The sequence below is a fragment of the Streptomyces klenkii genome (genome assembly GCF_003626645.1).
GTDB classification, from domain to species: Bacteria; Actinomycetota; Actinomycetes; order Streptomycetales; family Streptomycetaceae; genus Streptomyces; species Streptomyces klenkii.
In genome coordinates this window covers 143260-161648 of the sequence record NZ_RBAM01000005.1, presented here as the reverse complement: position 1 = coordinate 161648, position 18389 = coordinate 143260, and the positions used below count along the sequence as shown (strand labels likewise).

Below are 18389 nucleotides of genomic sequence, written 5' to 3'. Positions count from 1 at the left end.
TCATCGCCGCCCTCCCTGCCCGGCGCTTTCGGCCCGCCCAGCGCCTTCGGGGCGCCCGACGTCTTCGGCGCGCCCGGACCTTCCGGCCCTTCCGGCCCTCCCGGTGTCGATGCCGGACAGCCGCTCCACGCCGCGCAGGAGCGCCGAGTGGTCGAGCCCGCCGTCGCCCTGGGCGCGGGCCGCGGCCACCAGGCTCGCGACGAGGGCGCCCACGGGGACGGCCGCGCCGACGGCCCGGGCGGCCTCCGTGACGATGCCCATGTCCTTGTGGTGCAGGTCGATGCGGAAGCCCGGCGGGTAGTGCCGGGAGAGGAAGTTGTGCCGCTTGCGGCTGAGCACGGCGGAGCCGGCGAGCCCGCCGCCGAGCACGTCGAGGGCGGCCTCCAGGTCCACGCCGGACTTCTCCAGGAAGACCACGGCCTCGGCGCACGCCTGGATGTTGGCGGCCACGATGAGCTGGTTGGCGGCCTTCACGGTCTGGCCGGCGCCGTGCGGGCCGCAGTGCACGACCGTCGTGCCGAGCGCGCCGAGCAGCGGCCGGGCCCGCTCGAAGTCGGCCCGCTCCCCGCCCACCATGATCGACAGGACGCCTTCGACGGCGCCCGCCTCGCCGCCGGACACGGGCGCGTCCAGGACGCGGACGCCTTTGCCGGCCGCGGCCTCCGCGAGCTCGACGGACGTACGGGGGGTGATGGACGACATGTCGACGAACAGCGTGCCGGGCGCGGCGTGCGCGAGGACGCCGTCCTCGCCGTAGGCCACGGCCTCCACGTCGGGCGAGGCGGGAACCATGGTGATGACGACATCCGCTCCGCGGACGGCGGCGGCGACGGAGGGCGCGGGCGTGCCGCCCACGGCGGCCAGCCGGTCGAGGCCGGCCTGTTCGAGGGTGTGCCCGGTGACGTCGTACCCGGCTTTGACCAGGTTCGAGGCCATGGGCAGCCCCATGATCCCGAGCCCGATCCAGGCGATGCGGGGGAGGGTCGTGGGTGTGGGAGTGGGCATGAGGGGGCTCCTTACGTTGTAGGCGGGTTGGTTCCTGGGAGCGTTGTCACAGCTCGTCCAGCCAGTCGAAGTCCCCCGCGCCGGAGGCGCCCCCGCCCCGGTATTCCAGGCCCACCCAGCCCCCGTAACCCGCCTCGTCGAGCCGGGACAGCAGGTCCGGGACGTCCAGCGCGCCGGTGCCGGGCCGGCCGCGGCCCGGGGCGTCCGCCAGCTGGACGTGGCCGCACGTGCCCCCGTGCGCGGTGATCGCCGCGGCCAGGTCCTCGCCCGCCGTCGCCAGGTGGTACAGGTCCATCAGGAACCGGGCGTTGCCGAGCCCGCTCGCCTTGTTGACCTCGTCCACGACTGCGACGGCCGCCGCCGACCCGGTGAGCGGGTACGCGGGGGACTCGGCGGGGTTGAGGGCCTCGATCAGCACCTGCGCGCCCACCCGGTCCGCCGCCTCCGCGGCCCGTACGAGGTTCTCCAGCGCGAGCGCGTCCTGGGCCCGCGGATCGGCGCCCGCAACGCGGTTGCCGTACAGGGCGTTGAGCGCCGTGCACCCCAGCGAGGCCGCGAACCCGGCCGCCACGGCGAGGTTGGCGCGGAAGCGGGCGGACTCCACGCCGGGGACGGAGAGGGCGCCCCGGTCGGGCCCGGGCAGCCGCCCGGCGTAGAAGTTCAGCCCCACCAGCCGCGTACCGGCATCGTCCAACGCCTTACGCAGGGCGTCGAGTTCACGATCAGGCGGATTGGGGGTCTCCGGCCAGGGCCACCACATCTCGACGGCTCCGAAGCCCGCGGCCGCCGCCGCGGCGGGCCGTTCCAGGAGCGGCAGTCCGGTGAAGAGCATCGACAGGTTGACGGCGAAGCGGTGCCGGGGGAAGGGCATCCCGTGCACTCTCCTTCCGTGTCGGTGTTCCGTATTACGGAAAAGAGATTTTGTTTTACGGAAGCGTGCTGCCGTTCCCGCCTCCTGTCAAGGCGAGCGTCAGGGCGAGTAGGTTGACCGGCGTGCGATTGCGAGTGGAATTCACGACCGAACCGTTCGACCTCGACCGGGTGCCGCCCCACGCCGAGGCCGCCCGGGACGCCCTGCGCGGCGCCGGCCTCGACACCGTGGACGTCGGCCCCTTCGGCAACACCGCGGAGGGCGCCGGCGCCGCCGTGCTCGCCGCCGTGCGGCAGGTGCTGAGCGCCTCGCTGGAAGCCGGCGCCACCCGGGTGTCGCTCCAGGTCAGCGTGGTCGGCGAGGGCGGGCCGGCGGAGGGGGCGCCGTGACCGGGGAAGCCGCCGCCCACCCCCTCCGGGAGGCCGTCGCGCCGCTGGTCGACGCCATGGGCGGGGAGATGATCGACCCGGAGCGCGCCGCGGACGGCGACGTGGTGCTGTCCTGGGAGGGCCGCGAGGTCGTCGCCGTCCGGCTGCCGCGCCTCTCGGCCTCCCTGGACCACATGCTGGCCGACCTGGAGCGCCGGCACGGCAGACCCCTGGCCGAACTCGACCGGCGCACCAAGCAGTCGGTCGTGCGCGCGCTGGAGGAGCGCGGCGCCTTCTCCCTGCGGCACGGCGTGGAGACCGTGGCCGCGGCGCTCGGTGTCAGCCGCTTCACGATCTACAACTACCTGAACCGGGAAGGCGGTTCCGGGGCCTCCTGAGGGATCTCCCAAGGGCCTCTCAAGGGATCTCCTGCGGGGCGACTTCTTCAACAAACTGTTGACGCGGCGTTCGCCGGGGCGTTAGCTATGCGCAGTCGTCAGCGAAGTCCGCAGCCCGTCACCGCCACGGAGGCGCCCGTGACTCCGAGCTCGCCGCCGGGACTCACCCGGTTCAACGCAGCCGAGGACGGCGCGGCCCGCGCCGCACTGCACGCCATCTGTGCCAGTCGTGCGTGGGCGGACGCGCTCCTCGCCCGGCGCCCCTACCCCGGCGCCGACGCCCTCCTCGCCGCGAGCGACGCCGCCACGGCCGCGCTCTCGGCGTCCGCCCTGACCGAGGCCATGGCGGCGCACCCGCCCATCGGGCGCCCGAAGCCCGACGACCCGGCCTCCGCGCGCGAGCAGCGCGGCATGGCGCAGGCGCCGCCCGGGCTCCGGGCCGAGATGCTCGAACTCAACCTCGCCTACCAGCGGAAGTTCGGGCACGTCTTCCTGATCTGCGCCACCGGGCTCGGCGCCGCGCAGATGCTCGACGCGATCCGCCGCCGGATCGGCAACACGCCGGAGCGCGAACGCGAGACCGTACGTACGGAACTGGGCAGGATCAACCGCATCAGGCTGACGCGTCTGATGGAGGACCCGGCCGAGGCGTACGAGCCGGCCGAGGCGTACGAGCCGGATCCCCGACACGGAGGCCCCCGCCCGTGAAGCCCACCGCCACCCTCTCCACGCACGTCCTGGACACCGCCGCCGGCCGCCCCGCCGAGGGCGTCGCCGTCGAGCTGTCGGCCCGCAGCGGCGACGACGCGCCCTGGTCGGTGTGCGGCACCGCCGTGACGGACGCGGACGGGCGGTGCGCCGCGCTCCCCGCGCCGCCGGAGGGGACGGCGCACGTCCAGCTCCGGTTCGACGTCGCGAAGCACACCCCGTTCTTCCCGGAGGTGGCCGTGGCCTTCGCGGTCGCCCCCGGCGAGCACCACCACGTACCGCTGCTGCTCAGTCCGTTCGGCTATTCCGTGTACCGAGGGAGCTAGCACCCACCATGCCCACCGTTCTCGGCCAGAACCAGTACGGCAAAGCCGAAACCCGCGTCGTCCGGGTCACCCGCGAAGGCCCCGTCCACCACATCAGGGACCTCAACGTCTCCATCGCCCTCTCCGGCGCCATGAGTGACGTCCACACCAAGGGCTCCAACGCCGGCGTCCTGCCCACGGACACCACCAAGAACACCGTGTTCGCCTTCGCCAAGGAGCACGGCATCGCGTCCGCCGAGGACTTCGCCGTGCGGCTCGCGCGCCACTTCGTCTCCGGGCAGGAGACGATCCACACCGCCCGGATCCGCGTCGAGGAGTACGGCTGGGACCGGATACCGGCGGACGGCGACGCCGCGCACTCCTTCGTCCGCCGCGGCCAGGAGACCCGCACCGCGCAGGTCACCTACCACGGGCAGAGCAACGGACACGGCGGACAGGGCGAGCAGTGGCAGGTCCTCTCCGGCCTCAAAGGCCTCGTCGTCATGAACACCACCGACTCCGAGTTCCACGGCTACGTGAAGGACCGCTACACCACCCTCCCCGAGACCCGCGACCGGATCCTCGCCACCGAGGTCAATGCCTGCTGGCGGCACGCCGGCCGGCCCGAGGGGGACAAGCCGGACTGGGACGCGTCCTACGAGCGGGCGCGCGGCCACCTGCTGGCCGCCTTCGCCGGCACGTACTCCCTCTCCCTCCAGCAGACCCTCTACGCCATGGGCTCCCGCGTCGTCGACCAGGAGCCCGGCATCGACGAGATACGCCTCTCGCTGCCCAACAAGCACCACTTCCTGGCCGACCTGCGCCCCTTCGGGCTCGACAACGACAACGAGGTGTACTTCGCGGCCGACCGCCCGTACGGCCTCATCGAGGCCACCGTCCTGCGCGACGGCGTGACGGCGGCCGTCCCGGTGGACCTGACGAACCTTCCCTGAACCGACAGCGAGGAATCACCGTGGTCGCACCCCCCGCACCGGCCGCAGGTGCCGGCAGCACCGAGCGCCTCGTCATCGAGAACTGCGCCATCGCCACCGTCGATCCGGACGGCACCGAGTACGCCTCGGGACACGTCGTCGTCGCCGGCAACCGCATCGAATCCGTCGGCCCCGGGCCCGCGCCCGCCGGGCTCGCCGGCGTCGTCCGGCGCGTCGACGGCACCGGCCACCTGGCCACCCCCGGCCTGGTCAACACCCACCACCACTTCTACCAGTGGATCACCCGCGGCCTCGCCCAGGACTGCAACCTCTTCGACTGGCTCGTCGCCCTCTACCCTACCTGGGCCCGCATCGACGAGCCCATGGTGTACGCGGCCGCGCGCGGCTCGCTGGCGATGATGGCCCGCGGCGGCGTCACCACCGCGATGGACCACCACTACGTCTTCCCGGAGGGCGCGGGCGACCTCCTCGGCGCCGAGATCCGCGCCGCCCGCGAGATGGGCGTCCGCTTCCACCCCACGCGCGGCTCGATGGACCTCGGGCAGTCCGACGGCGGTCTGCCGCCGGACTTCGCGGTCGAGAGCACCGACGCGGCGCTCGCCGCCACCGAGGAGGCGATCGACGCCCACCACGACCCGGCGTTCGACTCCATGCTGCGCGTCGGCGTCGCGCCCTGCTCCCCCTTCTCCGTCAGCACCGAGCTGCTGCGCGAGGCCGCCGTGCTCGCCCGCCGCAAGGGGGTGCGCCTGCACACGCACGGCTCCGAGACCGTCGAGGAGGAGCAGTACTGTAAGGAGAAGTTCGGCATGGGCCCCACGGACTACTTCGAGTCCACGGGCTGGCTCGGCGACGACGTGTGGATGGCCCACTGCATCCACATGGCCGACTCCGACATCGCCGCCTTCGCCCGTACGGGTACGGGCGTCGCCCACTGCCCCTCCTCCAACGCCCGGATCGCCGCCGGCACCGCCCGCGTGCCGGACCTGCTGCGGGCCGGCGTCCCCGTCGGCCTCGGCGTCGACGGCACCGCGTCCAACGAGTCCGGCGAGCTCCACACCGAGCTGCGCAACGCGCTCCTCGTCCACCGGCTGGCCGGCGGCGAGAAGGCGCTGACCGTACGGCAGGCGCTGCGGCTCGGGACGTACGGGGGTGCGCAGGTGCTCGGGCGGGCGGACGGCATCGGCTCGCTGGAGGCCGGCAAACTCGCCGACCTGGTGCTGTGGAAGCTCGACGGCCTCGGCCACTCGTCCATCGCCGACCCGGTCGCCGCGCTCGTCCTCGGCGCGCCCGCGCCCGTCACCCTCTCGCTGGTCAACGGCCGCCCCGTCGTCGAAGGCGGCCGGCTCGTGACCGCCGACGAGGACGACATCGCCCGCGGCGCGCGAGCGGAGGCGCGGCGCCTCGCCCGGATCGCCGGGGGAGCCTGACGCCCCCGCCCCGCACCCCCGGCCGAGGGGGACGGCCCTCGGCCGGGCCCACCACGGGTTCGCCGCCGCAGCGGTGATCGGCCACTGACGGCCCGTCCGGCGGTGCCGAGCTCGCCTCAGGTGGTCCGGGCACCGCCGGTCCCCGCCGCGGGGGTTGACCGCCGTCGCGGCGGAGTGAAGCTGCGGGGCCGGGAAATTCACTCCCGGCCCTCCGTCTCCGCCGCGGTGGACGGGACCGGCGGGGCCGGAATGCCGCTCCGGTGCCGCCGGGCGGGCCCGGGCCCATTTGTTTAAGGAGGCACGTCGTGGCCGCAGACGAAGTCGAAGCCACCCCCACCGACCGCCCCGCCGCAGGCCGCGCCCCGCACCCCGTCGACGAAGTGCTCCGCCCCGGCCGCCTGCTGGCCGGGGGCTTGCAGCACGTCGCCGCGAGCTACGCGGGCGTCGTCGCCCCGCCCCTCGTCCTCGCCGCGGCCATCGGCCTCCCCCCGGCGCAGACGACGTTCCTCGTCGGCGCCGCCCTCTTCACCGCGGGCATTGCCACCCTCCTCCAGACGATCGGCTTCTGGAAGGTGGGGGCGAGGATGCCGTTCGTCAACGGCGTGTCCTTTGCGGGCGTCGCGCCGATGACCGCGATCGTCGGCACGCAGGCCGACAAGAGCGACGCCCTCCCCGTCATCTTCGGCGCCGTCATGGTGGCCGGGGCGCTCGGCTTCCTCCTCGCCCCCTGGTTCTGCAAACTCGTCCGCTTCTTCCCGCCGCTCGTGAGCGGCACGGTCATCACCCTGATCGGCCTCACTCTCCTCCCCGTGGCCTTCGGCTGGATTCAGGGCGGCACCCCCGGCCGCCCCGCCTCCCCGACCGGCCTGGCCCTGGCCGCCACCACGCTCGCGATCGTGCTCGTGCTGCGCCGCGTCCTGCGCGGCTTCCTGCGGCAGATCGCGATCCTGCTGGGCCTGGCCGCCGGCACCCTGATCGCGATACCGGCCGGGGCCGTCGACCTCGGGCCGGTCGAGCACGCCGGCCTCGTCGGCTTCCCGGCGCCGTTCCACTTCGGCACCCCGCACTTCACGCTGTCGGCGATCGTGTCGATGTGCGTGCTGATGCTGGTGTGCATGACGGAGAGCACGGCCGACATGCTCGCGCTGGGCCGGGTCGTCGGCCGCCCGGCGGACGAGCGGACCATCGCCGCGGGCCTGCGCGCCGACACGCTCGGCACGGCCGTCAGCCCCTTCTTCAACGGCTTCGCCAACAGCGCCTTCGCGCAGAACATCGGCCTGGTGGCGATCACCCGGGTGCGCAGCCGCTACGTGGTGGCCGCGTGCGGGGCGATGTTCGTCGTCCTCGGCCTGAGCCCCGCGTTCGCCTCCCTGATCGCGGTCGTGCCGCGCCCGGTGCTCGGCGGCGCGGGCATCGTGCTGTTCGGGACGGTGGCGGCCAGCGGCATCCAGGTCCTGCTGGGCGCGGGCCTGGACCGGGGCGACAACCTGCTGGTGGCGGCGGCCTCGCTGGGCGTCGGCATGATCCCGGTGGTCTCGCGGACGTTCTACGACGGCGCGGGCGTCCCCGAGACGCTGCGGACGCTCCTGGACTCGGGCGTGAGCGCGGGCTGCCTGACGGCGGTGCTGCTGAACCTTGCGTTCAACCATGTGGGAAGGCGCGGGGACGGCGAGAGGCGTGGCGGCTAGGGAGCACCCCCGTACTTAGCGACAATAGGGGCAAAGTGACTCACCCTCAGCGCCGAGAGGGGCCCCGCCGTGGAGGCCGAAGCCGAGAACGCCGCAGCCGGCGACCCCGGAGCGCCGGGTGGCGGCAGGCGCCGCCGCTTCGTCTTCCCCAGCGCGCTGACCGTCCTCGCGGCCGTCACCGTCGCCGTCTGGATCCTCACCTTCGTCATCCCCTCCGGCGCGTACGAGCGCAGCGCCGACGGCCGCCCCCTGCAAGGCACCTACCACCGCGAGCCGGCGCCCGGCGGCTTCGTGCACCGGCTCGGCGACCTCTTCCTCGCCCCCGTCAACGGCCTCTACGGAGTGCGCGACACCGCCACCGGCGAGGTCGCCCCCGACGCGACCGGCGCGCTCTACGGCGCGGCCGCCGTCTTCCTCTTCGTCCTCGCGATCGGCGCGTTCATCACGGTCGTCTTCGCCACCGGCGCCCTGGACCGCGGCATCGAGCGCCTCGCCCACCGCCTGCGCACCCGCGGCGCCCTGCTGATCGCGGGCGTCATGACCGTCTTCTCGCTGCTCGGCACCGTCGAGGGCTTCGCCGAGGAGACCCTCGGCTTCTACGGGCTGATCGTGCCCCTCATGCTCGCCCTCGGCTACGACCGCATGGTCGCCACGGGCGCGATCATCCTCGGCGCGGGCGTCGGCGTGCTCGCCTCGACGGTGAACCCGTTCGCCACGGGCGTGGCCTCCGCGGCGGCCGGCATCTCCCTGGGGGACGGCATCGCGCTGCGCTTCGCGATGTGGATCGTCCTCACGGCCGTCACCATCGGCTACGTGCTGCGGTACGCGCGCCGGGTGCGGGCCGCGCCCGACCGCTCCCTGACCGGTTTCCTGCCGGGTGACCGGGAGCTGGCGGCGGAGGCGGCCGCGGAGCCGCCGGAGCTGACGCGGCTGCACAAGCTCGTGCTCGTGGCGGTGACCCTGGTCTTCGCCTTCATGATCTTCTCGGTGATCCCGTGGGCGAGCGCGCTCACCGGCAAGGCCGACGCCACGCCGTACGGCTGGGAGCTGGGCTGGTCCTTCGCCCAGCTCGCGGCGCTGTTCATCGTCGCCGCCGTGCTCGTCGGGCTGCTGGCCCGGCTGGGGGAGCAGCGGCTGAGCGCCACGCTCGTGCAGGGCGCGGCGGACTTCATCGCCCCCGCGCTGGTGATCGTCCTCGCCCGCGGGGTCACCGTCATCATGACGAACGCGAAGATCATCGACACGGTGCTGCACGCCGTGGAGAGCACGGTGTCGGGCACGCCGGCCGTGGTCTTCGCGATCCTCGTCTACATCGTCAACCTGCCGCTGGCGTTCCTGATCCCCTCGACCTCCGGCCACGCCACGCTCGCCATGCCCGTCCTGGCCCCGCTCGCGGGCTTCGCGGGCGTCCCGCGCGCCGTGGTCGTCACGGCCTGGCAGTCCGCGAGCGGGGTGATGAACCTGTGGGTGCCGACGACCGCCGTCATCATGGGCGGCGTGGCGCTGGCGAAGGTCGGCTACGACAAGTACTTGCGGTTCGTCTGGCCGCTGCTGGTGCTTCTGTCGGTGCTGATCTGCGGTTTCGTGGCGCTGGGGGCCCTGATGTGAGGGGAGGTCAGTCGCCGAGCAGCTCGTAGGCCGGCAGGGTGAGGAACTCCGCGTAGTCCTCGTCGAGGGCGACCTTCAGCAGCAGGTCGTGGGCCTGCTGCCAGCGGCCCGCCGCGTAGGCCTCCTCGCCCAGCCCGGAGCGGATCGCGGCGAGCTCCTCGGCGGCGACCGCGCGCACGAGCTCCGCCGTGACCTTCTCGCCGTCGTCGAGGACGACGCCGGCGGCGGTCCACTGCCAGATCTGCGAGCGGGAGATCTCGGCGGTCGCCGCGTCCTCCATCAGGTTGAAGATGGCGACCGCGCCCAGGCCGCGCAGCCACGCCTCGATGTAACGGGTGGCGACGGCCACGGCGTTGCGCAGCCCCGCGGCCGTGGGGCGGGCCTCCAGCGAGTCCACGGCGATGAGCTGGTCCGCCGTCACGCTGACGTCCTCGCGCAGCCGGTCCTTCTGGTGCGGGCGGTCGCCGAGGACGGCGTCGAAGGAGGCGCGGGCGACAGGCACGAGGTCGGGGTGGGCGACCCAGGAGCCGTCGAAGCCGTCCCGCGCCTCGCGGTCCTTGTCCGCCTTGACCTTCTCGAACGCGGCCTCGTTGACCGCGGGATCCTTGCGGGAGGGGATGAACGCGGCCATCCCGCCGATCGCGTGCGCGCCGCGCCGGTGGCACGTGCGCACCAGCAGCTCGGTGTACGCGCGCATGAACGGGGCGGTCATCGTCACGGCGTTGCGGTCGGGCAGGACGAAGCGGGGGCCGCCGTCGCGGAAGTTCTTGATGATCGAGAAGAGGTAGTCCCAGCGGCCGGCGTTGAGGCCCGCGGCGTGCTCGCGGAGTTCGTAGAGGATCTCCTCCATCTCGTACGCGGCCGTGATCGTCTCGATCAGCACGGTGGCGCGGACGGTGCCTCGGGGCAGGCCCGCGTACTCCTGCGCGAAGACGAAGACGTCGTTCCAGAGGCGGGCCTCCAGGTGCGACTCGGTCTTGGGGAGGTAGAAGTACGGGCCCTTGCCGAGGGCGATCAGCCGGTGGGCGTTGTGGAAGAAGTACAGGCCGAAGTCGACCAGCGCGCCGGGCACGGCGCGGCCGTCGACGGTCACGTGCCGCTCGTCCAGGTGCCAGCCGCGGGGGCGCACGACGACGGTCGCGAGCTCTTCGGCGGGCCGCAGGGCGTAGTGCTTGCCGCGCGCGTCGGTGAAGTCGATGCGCCGCTCGAACGCGTCGATCAGGTTCAGCTGGCCCAGGACGACGTTCTCCCAGGTGGGGGCCGAGGCGTCCTCGAAGTCCGCGAGCCAGACGCGGGCGCCGGAGTTGAGGGCGTTGACGGTCATCTTGCGGTCCGTCGGCCCGGTGATCTCCACCCGGCGGTCCTCCAGGGCGGGCGGGGCCGGCGCGACGCGCCAGGACGGGTCCTCGCGGACGGAGGCCGTCCCGGGCAGGAAGTCCAGCCTGCCCGTACGGGCGATCTCGGCCCTGCGGCCGGCCCGGCGGGCGAGGAGCTCGTCGCGGCGGGGGGTGAAGCGGCGGTGCAGCTCGGCGAGGAACGCGAGCGCCGGCCGCGTGAGGACCTCCTCCTGCCGCTCCAGGGGCCGGGCGGTGACGGTGGCCGGTGAGGACGGAGCGGGTGCGGACATGGGCGGTCACTCCCTCGGGGCAACGGCACGGGGTGCCGTAGGAACGGTCTATTTCGGAGAGTAGTTTCCTCATTGCGGAAGTTCAATGGGGTGAGCGGGCCCGCAGTGTCAGTCCGGGCGGCTCAGCAGGCCGAGGTCGTCCGGGACGTCGATGTCCCGCGGATCGGCGACGTCGGCACACTCCACGAGCGTGACGGCGGCGGCGTGCGCCCTCAGGTACGCGCGGGCACCGCGGTCGCCGCCGGCCGCCCGGGCCACGCCCGCCCAGTGCTCGCGCGCGAGCAGCACCGGGTGGCCGCGCTCGCCCCCGTACGAGGCCGCCGCCAGCCCGGCGCCCGCGCGGCGGGCGGCCAGCAGGCGGGACACCGCGGCCGCGCCGACGCCCGGCTGGTCGACGAGCGAGACGAGGACCGCGGCGGCGTCCGTCGCGGCGAGCGCCGCGAGGCCCGCACGCAGCGACGAGCCCATGCCGTCCGGCCAGCCGGGGTTGTCCACCAAGGTGCAGTGGGTGAGATCGGCGTGTACGCGCACCTCCGCGGCCGCCGCGCCCAGCACCACGCACACCGGCGCGCAGCCGCCGTCGGACAGGGCCCGCGCCGCGTGCTCCACGAGCGGGCGGCCGCGGAAGCCGAGCAGGGCCTTGGGGCGCCCGCCCAGGCGCCTTCCGCCGCCCGCGGCGAGCAGCAGGCCCGCGACGGGGCCGTACGGAACCGGCGTGCCGGGCGCGCTGTCCGTGGTAGGTGTCATGGCCCCTGCATATCGCATCGTTGACGGTCGTGGGGCGGACGACGGCCCATCACCCGTGCGTGCGACGCCCGGACTTGATTTCGCTGAGCGTATGGCGCTCTGTACGGAAAGTGGCGTTAACTGATCCGCGCGAGCGCGTGGGAGGGGCGGGAGGGGGAGTGTCGTGGCGGAAGGCGCCGTAGTGGCCGAGGATCCGAGGGTGAGCGAGCTGCGGGAAGCGGTCTCCCGCCTCCGCCGGGCGCTCGCGGGGCACCCCGCGCCGTTACCCGACCGCGACGCGGCGGAGGAGGAGCTCGCGGCGCTCGACGCGATGGCCCGCGAGGGCGCCCCCGAGCTGTCCCGCCTTCGGCGGTCCTTGCTGCTGGTCGCGGGGGCGGTGGGCTCGGTGAGCGCACTGTCGCCGTCCCTGACGGCGGTCCACCAAGCGGTAGACAATTTCGCGCCGCCGAAAGATGCCCCGTAGGGGATCGTCCGCGGTGCCGGAAGCGGCGTGACCCGGACGTTCCGGGGAACCCTCAGGCGGAGCCGGACGCCGCGCCGGCGAGGTCTGTTGAGAGGGCCGCGGCCACTTCCTTCAGGAGGGGGACGATGCGCTCCGTGGCCGCGTCCGTGACCCGGCCCGCGGGGCCGGAGATGGAGATGGCCGCCACCGTGGGAGAGTCCGGCACCGGCACCGCCAGGCACCGCACCCCGATCTCCTGCTCGTTGTCGTCCACCGCGTAGCCGTGCTCGCGCACGCGCCCCAGCGCCTCCAGGAAGTCCTCGGGCGTGGTGATGGTCTTCTCGGTCGCGGCCGGCATCCCCGTACGGGCGAGGATCGACCGCACCTCGTCGTCAGGGCTCTGCGCGAGCAGCGCCTTGCCCACGCCCGTGGTGTGCGGCAGCACCCGCCGCCCCACCTCGGTGAACATCCGCACGGAGTGCCGCGAGGGCACCTGGGCGACGTAGACGACCTCGTCGCCGTCGAGCAGCGCCATGTTCGCCGTCTCGCCGGTCTCCTCGACCAGCCGCGCCAGATGCGGCCGGGCCCACGTGCCCAGCAGCCGGGAAGCGCTCTCGCCGAGCCGGATCAGCCGCGGCCCGAGCGCGTACCGCCGGTTGGGCTGCTGCCGGACGTACCCGCAGGCGACGAGCGTGCGCATGAGCCGGTGGATCGTCGGCAGCGGCAGCCCGCTGCTCGTGGCCAGCTCGCTCAGCCCGACCTCGCCGCCCGCGTCGGCCATCCGCTCCAGCAGGTCGAAGGCGCGCTCCAGGGACTGGACGCCTCCACTGGGAGAGGGGGTGCGGGGCTCGGCGGACGGGGGCACGGCAGGTCCTTTCGGGTACGGGGTGGGAGCAGCGTCTCTGATCAGTTAAGTGACCCCATGCTAGACGTAGTGTCTGGCCATGAGATCTCCCATCGTGGAGAGGTGGCGTGGGTGTGCAGGTGGAAGCCCGCGCCCAGTGCTGCGCCTCGTGGCCGGTGGCCGGATGGGGATTCCCCCGGACAGAGTTCGGGGGTGGGTGTGCTGATCGTGGTCGCGCCCTGGTGCCGGTGGGCTGCGCGGGGCAGCCGTTGCCGGTCCGTGTGAGCGTGTCCCTCCGGACGCTGGCCCGCCGGACCCGTGAGTCTGGCGGGGGAGGGTGCCCTGCGTCGCCTGGGCGCGGGGCGTGCTGTTCGTCGCCGGGTGGGCCCGGTCTTGGACCGCTCCCGGCGAGTCTGGTCGGCAGCCGGTGTGACGACTGCCCGGGCTTCGAGTATGTCCACCACCGAGCGGATGACCATGGTGGCGTCGGTACGGTCGGTGACAGTCTTGGCCTGGTGGGTCAGGCCGCGCGCGGCGATGCGTTTCCAAGCCCCCGTGTCACGGTCGCTCTGATAGCCGCACGAGGGGCACAGGGCCCACTTCCAGCCGGGCGCAGTGGGCCGGTCGGGCGCCTTAGAGTGCCGTAGTGGGGTCAGGCACTGCGGGCAGTGCCTGGACGTGTTACGGGCCGGGACCGTGATCACGGCGATGCCCGCTTCGGCGGCGGTGTGCCGCATGCGGTCGACGATCTGGCCGCGTATCTGCTGGGAGAGGCGGGTGTTGATGCTGCGGCCCATGCCGCGGGCTTCCATCGACCGCAGATCCTCGACATAGATTACCGTTGCCCCGGCGGCGAGGGCTTGATCGACAGCCCAGCGCGCGGCAGATCGGGCCAGGGCCTGGTTGAGGTTCAAGCGGCGTGCGGACACTGCCCGGATCTCGCCGGTCAGGACCGCGTGCCTGGCAGCCAGGGGATGACCGCTGTGCCGGCGGATGAGCTGCTGGTAGCGGCCGGCTTTGGCGTTCAGATCCTCGGACAGGCGGCGCAGTCGGTGCTGCTTGGCAAGGACACCGGCAGCCCGGAACATGCCCCCGGCGCCGAGGGTGGCGATGCGGCCGTCGCTGTGCAGGCGGACAGCCCCGGCGGAGAGCAGGGTGTTCAGACCCCAGTCCACACCAAGAACGATCGTGTGGCCGGCGCGGCGGGTCTTCGGGACGGCGTGGGAGTAGGCAAGGTCGGCGCGCACGCGTCCGTTGTGGATGCGCAGGGTGGGCAAGTGCAGCACCGCACCGGCGGGGATCGTCGGCGGCAGCGCAATGGGACAGGCGACCCAGGTCCAGTCCCTGTAGGACCGGGGGTCGGGGCGGGTGGGCAGTTGCATGCGCAGCAGCGCGCGGTCTGGTGCGTCGGTGCGTTCGATGGTGGCCTGCTGCCCGTCGCACGCCGACAGCAGCAGTATCCGCGCCACCTTGGGCGCGGCCTCCATCTCGAATACCCCGGCGGGCATACGCCCGTTGACCTTAGCGAAGGCGGCGATCTGACGGGTACGGGCCTTGATGACGCTTCCCGGCAGATGCGCACCGCCTGGTACCCCCGCACGAACGGCATCCCATTCCTGCGTGGTGCGCTTGCCCGGCTCGGCGGGCCACGTCACGAGCACCCCGGACGTAAGGTCCGCCCGCCACTTCACGGAGCGCAACACGCGTCCGGCCTGCTCCTGCGCCATCCGCACGATCCGGTCATTGACCTTCACACCGTCCGAGACGGTCACCGTCCAGCCCAGGCGGCGCAGGGCCATCCACGCATGCGAAGGGAGCCTGCGGCCCCCGGCGTCCTCGCCGGAGGCGATCACGTCCACGTCGCCTGCGTTCCAGCGCTCTGCCAGCAGACTGCCGGCCATGCCCGACACCAACTCCACGCACCAGCTGACACGTTCCGCCAGCATGGCAGCGGGCAGGAGCTCGCCGGTCTTCTCCTCCACCCCGGTACGCAGCAGACCCCGCGCGCAGGCGGTCCGGGCAGTCTCACCCCCGGCGAGCGGCAGCCTCCGTTTCACCGTCCCTGCCCCCTCCACGCCCGCACTGTGCAGTCATCCGATCAACGACACCCAGCAGGAGAAAGTCACGCATTCGACCCACGAATACGCGTACGACAATCGGACCGGACCGAGGGCACCGGTACACGCGCGATGCCCAACCACAGACCCCAGCCGCACAGTTACCTTCGCCACGGACAGGTTAGGTAAGGAAACCAGTGAGCCTACCGGGCTCCCACCGCGCCGCCCCGCCGGAGGTCTTGACGGGTGAGGGGAGCGACAGAAGACTGCCCCCACGCCTTCAACAGAACGTTGAATTTCCGGGAGGGGCCGTGTCCGGCATGTCCACGGGAACGCTGGTCCTGCGCTCGACGCGCGTCGTCACCCCGGCGGGCACCCGCCCGGCCACCGTCACCGTCACCGGCGGCACGATCGCGGCGGTGGGCCCGTACGGGGCGGCCCCGCCGCCGGGCGCGGCCGTGACGGACCTGGGCGACGACGCCCTGCTCCCGGGCCTCGTGGACACCCACGTGCACGTGAACGACCCCGGCCGCACGGAGTGGGAGGGTTTCCGCACCGCGACGCGCGCCGCCGCGGCCGGCGGCGTCACCACGCTCCTCGACATGCCGCTCAACAGCATCCCGCCCACCACCACCGCCGCCCACCTGCGGGTGAAGCAGGACACGGCCCGCCCCGCGGCCCACGTCGACGTCGGCTTCTGGGGCGGCGCCCTGCCCTCGAACACGGCGGACCTGCGCCCCCTGCACGACGCGGGCGTCTTCGGCTTCAAGGCGTTCCTCTCGCCGTCGGGCGTCGACGAGTTCCCCGCCCTCGCCCCGGGCGACCTGGAGGCCGCCGCGGCCCGCATCGCCGAGTTGGACGGCCTGCTGATCGTGCACGCCGAGGACCCCGCCCGCCTGGAGCGCGCCCCGCAGCGCGGCGGCCCCCGCTACGCCGACTTCCTCGCCTCCCGTCCCCGCGCCGCCGAGAACGAGGCCGTGAACCGGCTCATAGCCGTCTCGCGGCGCCTGGGCACCCGCGTGCACATCCTGCACCTGTCGTCCTCGGACGCCCTCCCCGCGATCGCCGCGGCGAAGGCGGACGGCGTGCCCGTCACCGCGGAGACCTGCCCGCACTTCCTGACGCTGACCGCCGAGGAAGTCCCGGACGGGGCGACCGAGTTCAAGTGCTGCCCGCCCATCCGGGAGGCCGCCAACCAGGACGCCCTGTGGGCGGCCCTGGCCGACGGCACCCTCGACTGCGTGGTCTCCGACCACTCGCCCTGCACCACCGACCTCAAGGTCCCCGACTTCGGCGCCGCCTGGGGCGGCATCTCGTCCCTCCAGCTCGGCCTCCCGGCGGTCTGGACCGAGGCCCGCCGCCGCGGGCACACCCTCGCCGACGTCGCCCGCTGGATGTCCGCCGGCCCCGCCGCCCTCGCGGGCCTGCACCGCAAGGGCGCCGTCGAGCCCGGCCGCGACGCCGACTTCACCGTCCTCGCCCCCGAGGCGGCCTTCACCGTCGACCCGGCCGCCCTCCACCACCGCAACCACGTCACCGCCTACGCGGGCCGCACCCTCCACGGAGTCGTACGGTCCACCTGGCTGCGCGGCCGCAGGATCGCCCACGACGGCGCCCTCGCCGAGCCGCCCGCCGGGCTCCTCCTCGAAAGGCAGCGCAGCGCATGACCAGCTCCCCGGACAACGGCTCCGGCGGCATACCCGCCTTCACGGGCGGCGCCGCACCGTACGCGGGCGGCGATCCGTATGCCGACTACCGCGCCGCAAACCTCCCCTTCGCGGGTCTTCCCGACCTCGCCGACCGCCGTCTCGGCGGCAGCGTCGTCGCCGCCAACGACGAGTTCTTCGCCGACCGCGAGAATCTCCTCACTCCCGCCCCCGCGCACTTCGACCCCCACCTCTTCGCGCACAAGGGCAAGGTCATGGACGGCTGGGAGACGCGCCGCAGGCGCGGTGCCGACGCCGCTCACCCGCATCCGGCCGACGGCGACCACGACTGGGCCCTGATCCGCCTCGGCGCCCCGGGCGTGATCCGCGGGATCGTGGTCGACACCGCCCACTTCCGCGGCAACCACCCGCAGTCCGTGGCCGTCGAGGCCGCCTGCGTGCCGGGCACGCCCTCCCCGGAGGAGCTGCTCGCCGACGGGGTGAAGTGGACGGTCCTCGTGCCGCGCACCCCCGTCGGCGGCCACGCGGCCAACGGCTTCGCCGTGCACGCCGAGGAGCGCTTCACCCATCTGAGGCTGTGCCAGTACCCGGACGGGGGCATCGCCCGGCTCAGGGTGCACGGCGAGGCGCGCCCCGACCCGGCCTGGCTCGCCGCCCTCGGCACCTTCGACCTCGCCGCGCTGGAGAACGGCGGCCGCCCCGAGGACGCCTCGGACCGCTTCTTCTCGCCCCCGCTCAACAGCGTCCTGCCGGGGCGCTCGCAGAAGATGGACGACGGCTGGGAGACGCGCCGCCGCCGCGACGACGGGCACGACTGGGTCCGCTACCGCCTCACCGGGCAGGCCGTCCTGCGCGCCCTGGAGATCGACACCGGCTGCTACAAGGGCAACGCCGCGGGCTGGGCCGAGGTGTCCGTCCTGGACGCCGCCGCGGGCGCCGACCCGGCCGATTCCGCCGCCGGCTGGACGCTGGTCCTGCCCCGCACCCGCCTCCAGCCCGACACCGTGCACCGGTTCCCCCTGGAGGGCGCCCCGGTGGCCACGCACGTGCGCGTCGACATCTACCCGGACGGCGGCGTGGCCCGGCTGCGCGTGTACGGCTCGCTGACGGAGGCGGGGGCGCGGAGCCTCACAGCGAGCGGCTCATGAACAGCGCGGTCTCGCCCTCCGATGCCGTCCCCCGGTAGAGGGACGTGTCCAGGCCGCACAGCGCGAACCCCATGCGGCGGTAGACCCGTACGGCCGGTGCGTTGACGTTCGTGACCTCCAGCCAGGCCGTGCGGGCGCCGAGCTCCCGGCCGTGGGCCAGGGCGCGCTCCATGAGGGCGGGGCCGATGCCGCGGCCGCGGTGCCCGGGCGCCACCCGGAGATCGGCGATCACCAGCCGGTGGTTCCACTCCGAGTGGGTGAGGCTGATGGCGCCGCACAGGCCGTCCCCGGAGCGGGCGACGATGACGTGGGCGTCCTCGTCGCCGCCCTCGTCCTCGTCCGGGTAGACCTTGCGCAGGGGCGGGTCGACCGGCGTCTCGTGGAGCCGGAACCCCTCGTCGGAGGCCGTCACTTCGAGGACGGTCGCCGTCGTGAAGGAGTTGTCGATCGCCTCGGCCGCGGTGTGCTCACCGGGGAGCGCGGGGCGGTAGACGACGGCTGCGGGCTGTGCGGCGGACAACATGGC

At 73.6% G+C, this 18389-nt stretch carries 18 protein-coding genes; 11 read left to right on the top strand and 7 right to left on the bottom strand.

The window, feature by feature from the left end:
- Both D7231_RS13920 and D7231_RS13915 read right to left on the bottom strand, forming a co-directional pair.
- Nucleotides 1–1005: a 2-hydroxy-3-oxopropionate reductase gene (locus D7231_RS13920; RefSeq protein WP_120755732.1), complete on the bottom strand. Its 1005-nt coding sequence runs from the start codon at nt 1003–1005 to the stop codon at nt 1–3.
- Between the two features lie 46 nt (nt 1006–1051).
- A complete protein-coding gene (locus D7231_RS13915; protein WP_120755731.1) occupies nt 1052–1876 on the bottom strand; it encodes a TIM barrel protein in 825 nt (274 codons plus the stop codon).
- A gap of 122 nt (nt 1877–1998) precedes the next feature.
- On the opposite strand from D7231_RS13915, the gene D7231_RS13910 reads away from it, so the two are divergent.
- The 8 genes from D7231_RS13910 (at nt 1999) to D7231_RS13875 (ending at nt 9331) form a co-directional block, all read left to right on the top strand.
- On the top strand, nt 1999–2265 hold the full coding sequence (locus D7231_RS13910) for a hypothetical protein (protein ID WP_120756028.1): 267 nt from the start codon (nt 1999–2001) through the stop codon (nt 2263–2265).
- Between the two features lie 56 nt (nt 2266–2321).
- Nucleotides 2322–2642, top strand: a complete 321-nt coding sequence (locus D7231_RS13905; RefSeq protein ID WP_120756027.1) for a helix-turn-helix domain-containing protein — start codon at nt 2322–2324, stop codon at nt 2640–2642.
- Between the two features lie 138 nt (nt 2643–2780).
- Entirely contained in the window at nt 2781–3350 is a 570-nt protein-coding gene (gene uraD, locus D7231_RS13900; protein WP_422396708.1) for a 2-oxo-4-hydroxy-4-carboxy-5-ureidoimidazoline decarboxylase, read from the top strand.
- Nucleotides 3347–3676, top strand: a complete 330-nt coding sequence (uraH, locus tag D7231_RS13895) for a hydroxyisourate hydrolase (protein ID WP_120755729.1) — start codon at nt 3347–3349, stop codon at nt 3674–3676. The genes uraD and uraH overlap by 4 nt, the downstream gene beginning before the upstream one ends.
- A gap of 8 nt (nt 3677–3684) precedes the next feature.
- Nucleotides 3685–4608 (top strand): factor-independent urate hydroxylase, encoded by a 924-nt coding sequence (gene pucL / locus D7231_RS13890; protein WP_120755728.1) that lies wholly within the window; start codon nt 3685–3687, stop codon nt 4606–4608.
- A gap of 20 nt (nt 4609–4628) precedes the next feature.
- A complete protein-coding gene (locus D7231_RS13885) occupies nt 4629–6035 on the top strand; it encodes an 8-oxoguanine deaminase (protein WP_120755727.1) in 1407 nt (468 codons plus the stop codon).
- Between the two features lie 305 nt (nt 6036–6340).
- Nucleotides 6341–7723 carry a nucleobase:cation symporter-2 family protein gene (locus tag D7231_RS13880; protein ID WP_120755726.1) on the top strand — a complete coding sequence of 461 codons (1383 nt, stop codon included), beginning with the start codon at nt 6341–6343 and terminating at the stop codon, nt 7721–7723.
- A 69-nt stretch (nt 7724–7792) separates the two neighbouring features.
- The gene (locus D7231_RS13875) at nt 7793–9331 is read left to right on the top strand and encodes a YfcC family protein (RefSeq protein WP_120755725.1); all 1539 of its coding nucleotides are present in this window, start codon (nt 7793–7795) and stop codon (nt 9329–9331) included.
- 7 nt (nt 9332–9338) lie between these two features.
- On the opposite strand, the gene aceB is transcribed toward D7231_RS13875, so the two are convergent.
- Both aceB and D7231_RS13865 read right to left on the bottom strand, forming a co-directional pair.
- On the bottom strand, nt 9339–10958 hold the full coding sequence (gene aceB / locus D7231_RS13870) for a malate synthase A (RefSeq protein WP_120755724.1): 1620 nt from the start codon (nt 10956–10958) through the stop codon (nt 9339–9341).
- Nucleotides 10959–11066: 108 nt separating this feature from the next.
- Nucleotides 11067–11705, bottom strand: a complete 639-nt coding sequence (locus D7231_RS13865) for a nucleotidyltransferase family protein (protein WP_120755723.1) — start codon at nt 11703–11705, stop codon at nt 11067–11069.
- 163 nt (nt 11706–11868) lie between these two features.
- Here D7231_RS13865 and D7231_RS13860 point away from each other — a divergent pair, with 163 nt between their 5' ends.
- Entirely contained in the window at nt 11869–12168 is a 300-nt protein-coding gene (locus tag D7231_RS13860) for a DUF5955 family protein (RefSeq protein WP_120755722.1), read from the top strand.
- Nucleotides 12169–12220: 52 nt separating this feature from the next.
- On the opposite strand, the gene D7231_RS13855 is transcribed toward D7231_RS13860, so the two are convergent.
- Both D7231_RS13855 and D7231_RS13850 read right to left on the bottom strand, forming a co-directional pair.
- A complete protein-coding gene (locus tag D7231_RS13855; RefSeq protein ID WP_120755721.1) occupies nt 12221–13012 on the bottom strand; it encodes an IclR family transcriptional regulator in 792 nt (263 codons plus the stop codon).
- A 41-nt stretch (nt 13013–13053) separates the two neighbouring features.
- The gene (locus D7231_RS13850; RefSeq protein ID WP_241999703.1) at nt 13054–14973 is read right to left on the bottom strand and encodes a zinc ribbon domain-containing protein; all 1920 of its coding nucleotides are present in this window, start codon (nt 14971–14973) and stop codon (nt 13054–13056) included.
- Nucleotides 14974–15368: 395 nt separating this feature from the next.
- Between D7231_RS13850 and allB the strand changes: the two genes are divergently transcribed.
- The gene (allB, locus tag D7231_RS13845; RefSeq protein ID WP_120756025.1) at nt 15369–16715 is read left to right on the top strand and encodes an allantoinase AllB; all 1347 of its coding nucleotides are present in this window, start codon (nt 15369–15371) and stop codon (nt 16713–16715) included.
- A complete protein-coding gene (gene alc / locus D7231_RS13840; RefSeq protein WP_120755720.1) occupies nt 16712–17863 on the top strand; it encodes an allantoicase in 1152 nt (383 codons plus the stop codon). The genes allB and alc overlap by 4 nt, the downstream gene beginning before the upstream one ends.
- Here alc and D7231_RS13835 read toward each other — a convergent pair.
- Nucleotides 17844–18386: a GNAT family N-acetyltransferase gene (locus tag D7231_RS13835; protein ID WP_120755719.1), complete on the bottom strand. Its 543-nt coding sequence runs from the start codon at nt 18384–18386 to the stop codon at nt 17844–17846. The genes alc and D7231_RS13835 overlap by 20 nt on opposite strands.
- Nucleotides 18387–18389 lie beyond the last annotated feature (3 nt).